This is a genomic window from Glycomyces dulcitolivorans, assembly GCF_003265355.1.
Classification (GTDB): Bacteria; Actinomycetota; Actinomycetes; order Mycobacteriales; family Micromonosporaceae; genus Glycomyces; species Glycomyces dulcitolivorans.
In genome coordinates this window covers 1-5,594 of record NZ_QFRW01000070.1, presented here as the reverse complement: position 1 = coordinate 5,594, position 5,594 = coordinate 1, and the positions used below count along the sequence as shown (strand labels likewise).

General features: G+C 69.3%; 5 protein-coding genes. 2 read left to right on the top strand and 3 right to left on the bottom strand.

Going from position 1 to position 5,594, the window contains the following annotated elements; genetic code table 11:
• Positions 1-299: 299 nt before the first annotated feature.
• A complete protein-coding gene (locus DI269_RS27645) occupies positions 300-926 on the top strand; it encodes a hypothetical protein (RefSeq protein WP_198667179.1) in 627 nt (208 codons plus the stop codon).
• A 165-nt stretch (positions 927-1,091) separates the two neighbouring features.
• On the opposite strand, the gene folE is transcribed toward DI269_RS27645, so the two are convergent.
• Positions 1,092-1,733, bottom strand: a complete 642-nt coding sequence (folE, locus tag DI269_RS05540; RefSeq protein WP_112134121.1) for a GTP cyclohydrolase I FolE — start codon at positions 1,731-1,733, stop codon at positions 1,092-1,094.
• Positions 1,734-1,850: 117 nt separating this feature from the next.
• Positions 1,851-3,767: an ATP-dependent zinc metalloprotease FtsH gene (gene ftsH / locus DI269_RS05535; protein WP_408612269.1), complete on the bottom strand. Its 1,917-nt coding sequence runs from the start codon at positions 3,765-3,767 to the stop codon at positions 1,851-1,853.
• A 352-nt stretch (positions 3,768-4,119) separates the two neighbouring features.
• Here ftsH and hpt point away from each other — a divergent pair, with 352 nt between their 5' ends.
• Positions 4,120-4,752, top strand: coding sequence for a hypoxanthine phosphoribosyltransferase (hpt, locus tag DI269_RS05530; RefSeq protein WP_112134119.1), 633 nt, complete (start codon positions 4,120-4,122; stop codon positions 4,750-4,752).
• An 87-nt stretch (positions 4,753-4,839) separates the two neighbouring features.
• Here the strand turns inward: hpt and tilS are convergent.
• A partial coding sequence (tilS, locus tag DI269_RS05525; protein ID WP_112134118.1) for a tRNA lysidine(34) synthetase TilS occupies positions 4,840-5,594 on the bottom strand: 755 nt, incomplete at its 5' end.

Genomic DNA, 5,594 nt, shown 5'->3' with positions numbered 1-5,594 from the left:
CGTCGGCGCGGAGGTCGAACTGCCAGCCGCACCCTGGCGCGCCGGTGACGACCCGGGAGGAGTGGAGGTCGAACGCCCTGCCGGCAGGCACCGGGACCAGGGCCGGGGGCGGATCCGGGACCTCGAATGAGCTGTCCGACAAGCCCAATGGACGCTCCTGACCTTCTGTGACAACTGCGCGCAAGGGGGACCGGAGGAAAGCATAGGGGGTTGGCACACTCTGGGGATTCACGGCCCTTCCGGCAGTCGTAAAGTTCTTCTCACAAGCACCGAACACTTCACACCTGAGGATGGATGACATGAGCGAGTACGACGAGGCCGCCCCGGTCGAGGAAGACGTCACCGAGGACTACACGGCTGAGGAAGAGACCTACACCGAGGACTCCGGTTACACCGACGAGTACGCGACCGGCGAGACCTTCGACCTCGACGCCGACGGCGTCGCCGACGAGACCATCACGGCCGACGGCGTCACCTTCATCGACTCGGACGGCGACGGCGACGCCGAGGGCATCGCGACCGACTACACCGGCGACGGCACCAGCGACGAGCTGATCATCGACGGCGACAACGACGGCTACCTGGAGTCGATCGCCTCCGACACCGACGGCAACGGCACCCTGGACACCTTCGAGTCCGACACGGACCTCGACGGCTACACCGACCAGGTCTCGGTCGACACCAACGACGACGGGTACGTCGACTCGGTGGCCACCGACACCAACGCCGACGGCTACGCCGACGTGGTCGCCACGGACGCCAACTACGACGGCTTCGTGGACGACATCTCGATCGACTCCAACGCCGACGGCGTGACCGACACGGTCCTGCAGGACACCGACCAGGACGCGTTCCTCGACACCGCCTACACCGAGGCGACCCCCGAGGGCGACTCCTTCCAGTCCTCGACCGGACAGGTCATCTAACACCCGGGTGCTTGGGTCCGGACACCCCTGGCCTCAGTTTCATCCCGAAGTCGAAGGCCGGATGCCGATGGCATCCGGCCTTTCGCCGTGTCCGGGGCCCGAGCGCCCGCGGGCGTCACGGTCGCGGACCGCGCGTTCAGTAGAGGAGCCGTCAGGGGCGGCGTTTCAACTGGTGGTGCCGCGCAGCAGCGACATCGCCTCGGCGCGGGTGCGCGCGTCGGACTGGAGGCTGCCGCGGACGGCGGAGGTGATGGTGCTGGAACCCTGCTTCCTGATGCCGCGCATGGACATGCAGGTGTGCTCGCATTCGACGACGACGATGACGCCGGTCGCTTCGAGGGACGTGTAGAGCTGGTCGGCGATCTGGCTGGTGAGGCGCTCCTGCACCTGCGGGCGCCGCGAGTAGACCTCGACGAGCCGGGCGAGTTTCGACAGGCCGACGATCTGCCCGCTCGCGCCGGGGATGTAGCCGACGTGGGCGACGCCGGTGAACGGCAGCAGGTGGTGCTCGCAGAAGGACTGCACTTCGATCTCGCGGACGAGCACGAGCTCGTTGTGGTTCTCGTCGAAGGACGTCTTGAGGACCAGCGCGGGGTCGACGCGGAGTCCGGCGAACAGCTCGGCGTAGGCGCGGGCGACGCGCCGGGGGGTCTCCTTGAGGCCGGGCCGGTCGGGGTCCTCGCCGATGGCGGTCAGGATCTCGCGGACGGCGGCCTCGATCCGGTCGAGGTCGACCGCGTCCTCGACGGGGCTGCCGTTGATGCGGCCGTCGATGAGGCGGGCGGCCAGGTTGTCGAGTTCAGCCATTGCGCAAGCTTACGGTCTCCGCCCGGCGATACGAGTGCGCTTCGTCACCGGTTGGAAACACTTGGGCCCGCCTACGCAGGTAGGCGGGCCCGGTAAAGATTTCACTACGGTTGCGGGTTACGGCTGCGGGCTCTGGCCCTCGGTAGCCGGTCCGACCTCGATCGTCTCCTCGGCGTCCTCGGCGGGCCGGGACCCGTTCGGGGTGGAGACGGGCGGGCTGCCGAGCTTGCGCTTGTCGGTGCCGTTGAACGGGGCCATGGGCGGGCGCTTGACCACGCGGGCGGCGATCCGCTCCAGGTCCTCGGTGTTCAGCGTCTCCTTCTCCAGGAGCTCGGTGACCATCTGGTCGAGGACGTCCCGGTACTCGGTGACGATCGCGTACGCCTCGTCGTGGGCGGTCTCGATGAGCGCCCGGATCTCGGCGTCGACGAGCGCGGCGACCTCGTCGGAGTAGTCCTTCTGGTGGCCGTACTCGCGGCCGAGGAACGGCTCGGAGCCGCTGGTCCCGTACTTGACGGCGCCGAGCTTGCCGGACATGCCGTACTCGGTGACCATGGCGCGGGCGACCTTGGTGGCCTTGGAGATGTCATCGGAGGCGCCCGTGGTCGGGTCGTGGTAGACGAGCTCTTCGGCGGCGCGTCCGCCGAGGGCGTACGCGAGCGTGTCGATCATCTCCGAGCGCGTCTGCGTGTACTTGTCCTCGGTCGGCAGCACCAGCGTGTGGCCGAGGCTGCGGCCGCGCGGCAGGATCGTGAGCTTGTGGACGGGCGCGGCGTGCGGGAGCGCGTGGGCGACCAGCGCGTGGCCCGACTCGTGGTAGGCGGTCATCTTCTTCTCGGCGTCGCCCATGACGCGGCCCTTGCGCTCGGGTCCGGCGATGACGCGGTCGATGGCCTCTTCGAGGGCGTCGGCGGAGATCGCCTTCTGGTTGTGGCGGGCGGTCAGGAGCGCGGCCTCGTTGATGACGTTCTCGAGGTCGGCGCCGGAGAAGCCGGGCGTGCGGCGCGCGATGGTCTCGAACTCGACGTTCGGGACGAACGGCTTGCCCTTGGCGTGGACGGCCAGGATCGCCTGGCGCCCTTCCTTGTCGGGGGCGTCGACGGGGATCTGGCGGTCGAAGCGGCCGGGGCGCAGCAGGGCCGGGTCGAGGATGTCGGGGCGGTTCGTGGCGGCGATGAGGATGACCCCGCCGCGCGTGTCGAAGCCGTCCATCTCGACGAGGAGCTGGTTGAGGGTCTGCTCGCGCTCGTCGTGGCCGCCGCCCATGCCGGCGCCGCGGTGGCGGCCGACGGCGTCGATCTCGTCGACGAAGACGATGGCGGGCGCGTTCTCCTTGGCCTGGGTGAACAGGTCGCGGACGCGGCTGGCGCCGACGCCGACGAACATCTCGACGAAGTCGGAGCCGGAGATGGAGTAGAACGGGACCCCGGCCTCGCCGGCGACGGCGCGCGCGAGGAGGGTCTTGCCGGTTCCGGGCGGGCCGAACAGGAGGACGCCCTTGGGGATCTTGGCGCCGAGCTCCTGGTACTTCTTGGGGTCTTCGAGGAAGTCCTTGATCTCGCGGAGCTCCTCGACGGCCTCGTCGGCGCCGGCCACGTCGTCGAACGTGGTCTTGGGGGTGTCCTTGGACACCATCTTCGCCTTCGACTTGCCGAAGTTGAGGACGCGCGAGCCGCCGCCCTGCATCTGCGACATGAAGAACAGCAGCAGCAGGACGATGAGGACGATCGGCAGCAGGCTGAGCAGGAAGCTCACGAACACGGAGGTCTCGTTGACCTCGGTGTCGAACTTGACGCCGGCCGTTTCGAGCTCGGTGGCGACGGTCTCCATCATCCCCGCGGGGAGGTAGGCCTCGACCTGGCTCCCGTCGTTGAGGGTCAGCTGGACGAGCTGCTCCTTGTCGAGGAGGTTCGCCTCTTTGACGTTGCCGTCGTTGATGTCCTTGAGGACCTCGGAGGTGGTGGCCTCGTCGTAGTCGGAGCCGCCGGACCAGAAGCTGCCGATGAGGACCGCGATGAGGGCGATGAGCACGATCCAGACGAGCGGCCTGCGGAAGAACCGCTTCCGCTCAGGTGTGGGTCTCCCGGCGTCGACCACTCGTTTCCTCCTGCTGCGTTCGTCGCGTATTCGAGCGGGGCCGCGGTCGTGACGGCGCGCCGGCCTCGCTGCCGCCTTGCTGGGTTTCCTTGGCCGCAAGGCGTTGACACCTCGAACGTACACGGTGTGAAGGTTCGGCGTCCCGCAGCGTTCGCACCCGATACATGGCGCTCCGCGCCGGATACCGCCCTTTACCCGCCCCGCCGATAGTCCGTAATTAGTACCACGGGCGGCTTGACTTCGCCCACCCAAGCCTGCGGCGCGGGCGAACGGGTGGCACCCTTGTTACATGACGTCGGAGTTGGCCAGCCCAGCATCAGTGCCGTCCCCCGCAGCGGAGCAGACGGTGTTCGATCCGGATTCGTGGTACGCCGAGGAGATCGAGCGCACCATCATCACCGAGGAGGAGATCCGAGCGAAGGTCGCCGAGCTCGGCGAGCGGGTCTCGGCCGACTACGCGGCCGGACTCATCGAGGACGGCGACGAGCTGCTGCTCGTGGGCGTGTTCAAGGGGGCGGTCATGTTCATGGCCGACTTCGCGCGGGCGCTGTCGGTGCCGGTGAAGATGGAGTTCATGGCGCTGTCCTCGTACGGGAGTAGCACGACCTCCTCGGGCACGGTCCGCATCCTCAAGGACATCGACTCGGACGTGGAGGGCAAGCACATCCTCGTCGTCGAGGACATCATCGACTCGGGGCTCACCCTGTCGTGGCTGCTCAAGTACCTTGAGGGCCTGCGCCCGGCGTCGGTGTCGGTGGTGTCGATGCTCCGCAAGCCGGGCGTGCAGCGGGTGGAGATCCCCGTGAAGTACATCGGCTTCGACATCCCGAACGAGTTCGTCGTCGGCTACGGCCTCGACTACGCCGAGCGCTACCGGGAGCTCCCGTTCATCGGCGTCCTCAAACCCGAGGTCTACCAGTAGGCTCGATCCGATCTGCGGCCCGCGCGAAAGCGCGGGCCTTTCTCTATTACTGGGAGTTCTCTCAGTTTCGCTATAAGCGGAAAGCCCTCACTCAGTTACGAGCCGCCCGTCGGCCCGCCGGACCTCGATCCCGCCGGGCAGGAACGCCGGGCCCTGGCCCTTCCAGGCGGCGACCAGTGCGTCGACCGCCGCGAGGTGCCGGTGGTTGAGTTCGGCCCCGTTCACCCCCGATTCGAGGATCCAGGCCCGCAGGACCCGGGTCCGGATCGGCGCCGGCAGGGCCGCGACCCGCTTCGCGTCCAGGCCCGCGCAGTCGGGGGCCCGGCACTCGTCGAGGGCCGCCAGCGCGAGCGCGTCCAGGTGGTCGGTGTCCTCGCCGACGAGCGCCGCGGTCCGCGCCAGGTTCGCCACGAGGTCCTCCCCGAGGACCGCCACGAGCGAGTCGAGCGCCGGTCGCAGCGCCGAGCGCAGGAACCGGGGGTCCTCGTTGTGCGGGTCGGCCCACGGCTTGAGCCCCCGTTCGGCGCACGCCTCGTGCGTGTCGCTCCGCGCGATCCCCAGCAGCGGCCTGCGGTACCTCCCGCGCACGGCCCGCATCCCGGCGATCCCGCGCGGCCCGGCGCCGCGCACGAGCGCGAGCAGGACGGTCTCGGCCTGGTCGTCCCTGGTGTGCCCCAGCAGGACCGCGGCCGCGCCGTGCCGTTCGGCGGCGGCGTCGAGGGCCGCGTACCGCGCTTCCCTGGCCGCCCCTTCGGGCCCGCCGTCCGCACCCACCGCGACGCTCACGGCCTCGGCCGGGTCGAGCCCTGCACCGCGCGCCCAGGCCGCGACCCCGGCGGCCC

Coding starts and splice junctions, on each gene's coding strand:
- DI269_RS27645 (WP_198667179.1), top strand. CDS start 300: ATGAGCGAGTACGACGAGGCCGCCCCGGTCGAGGAAGACGTCACCGAG.
- folE (WP_112134121.1), bottom strand. CDS start 1,733: ATGGCTGAACTCGACAACCTGGCCGCCCGCCTCATCGACGGCCGCATC.
- hpt (WP_112134119.1), top strand. CDS start 4,120: ATGACGTCGGAGTTGGCCAGCCCAGCATCAGTGCCGTCCCCCGCAGCG.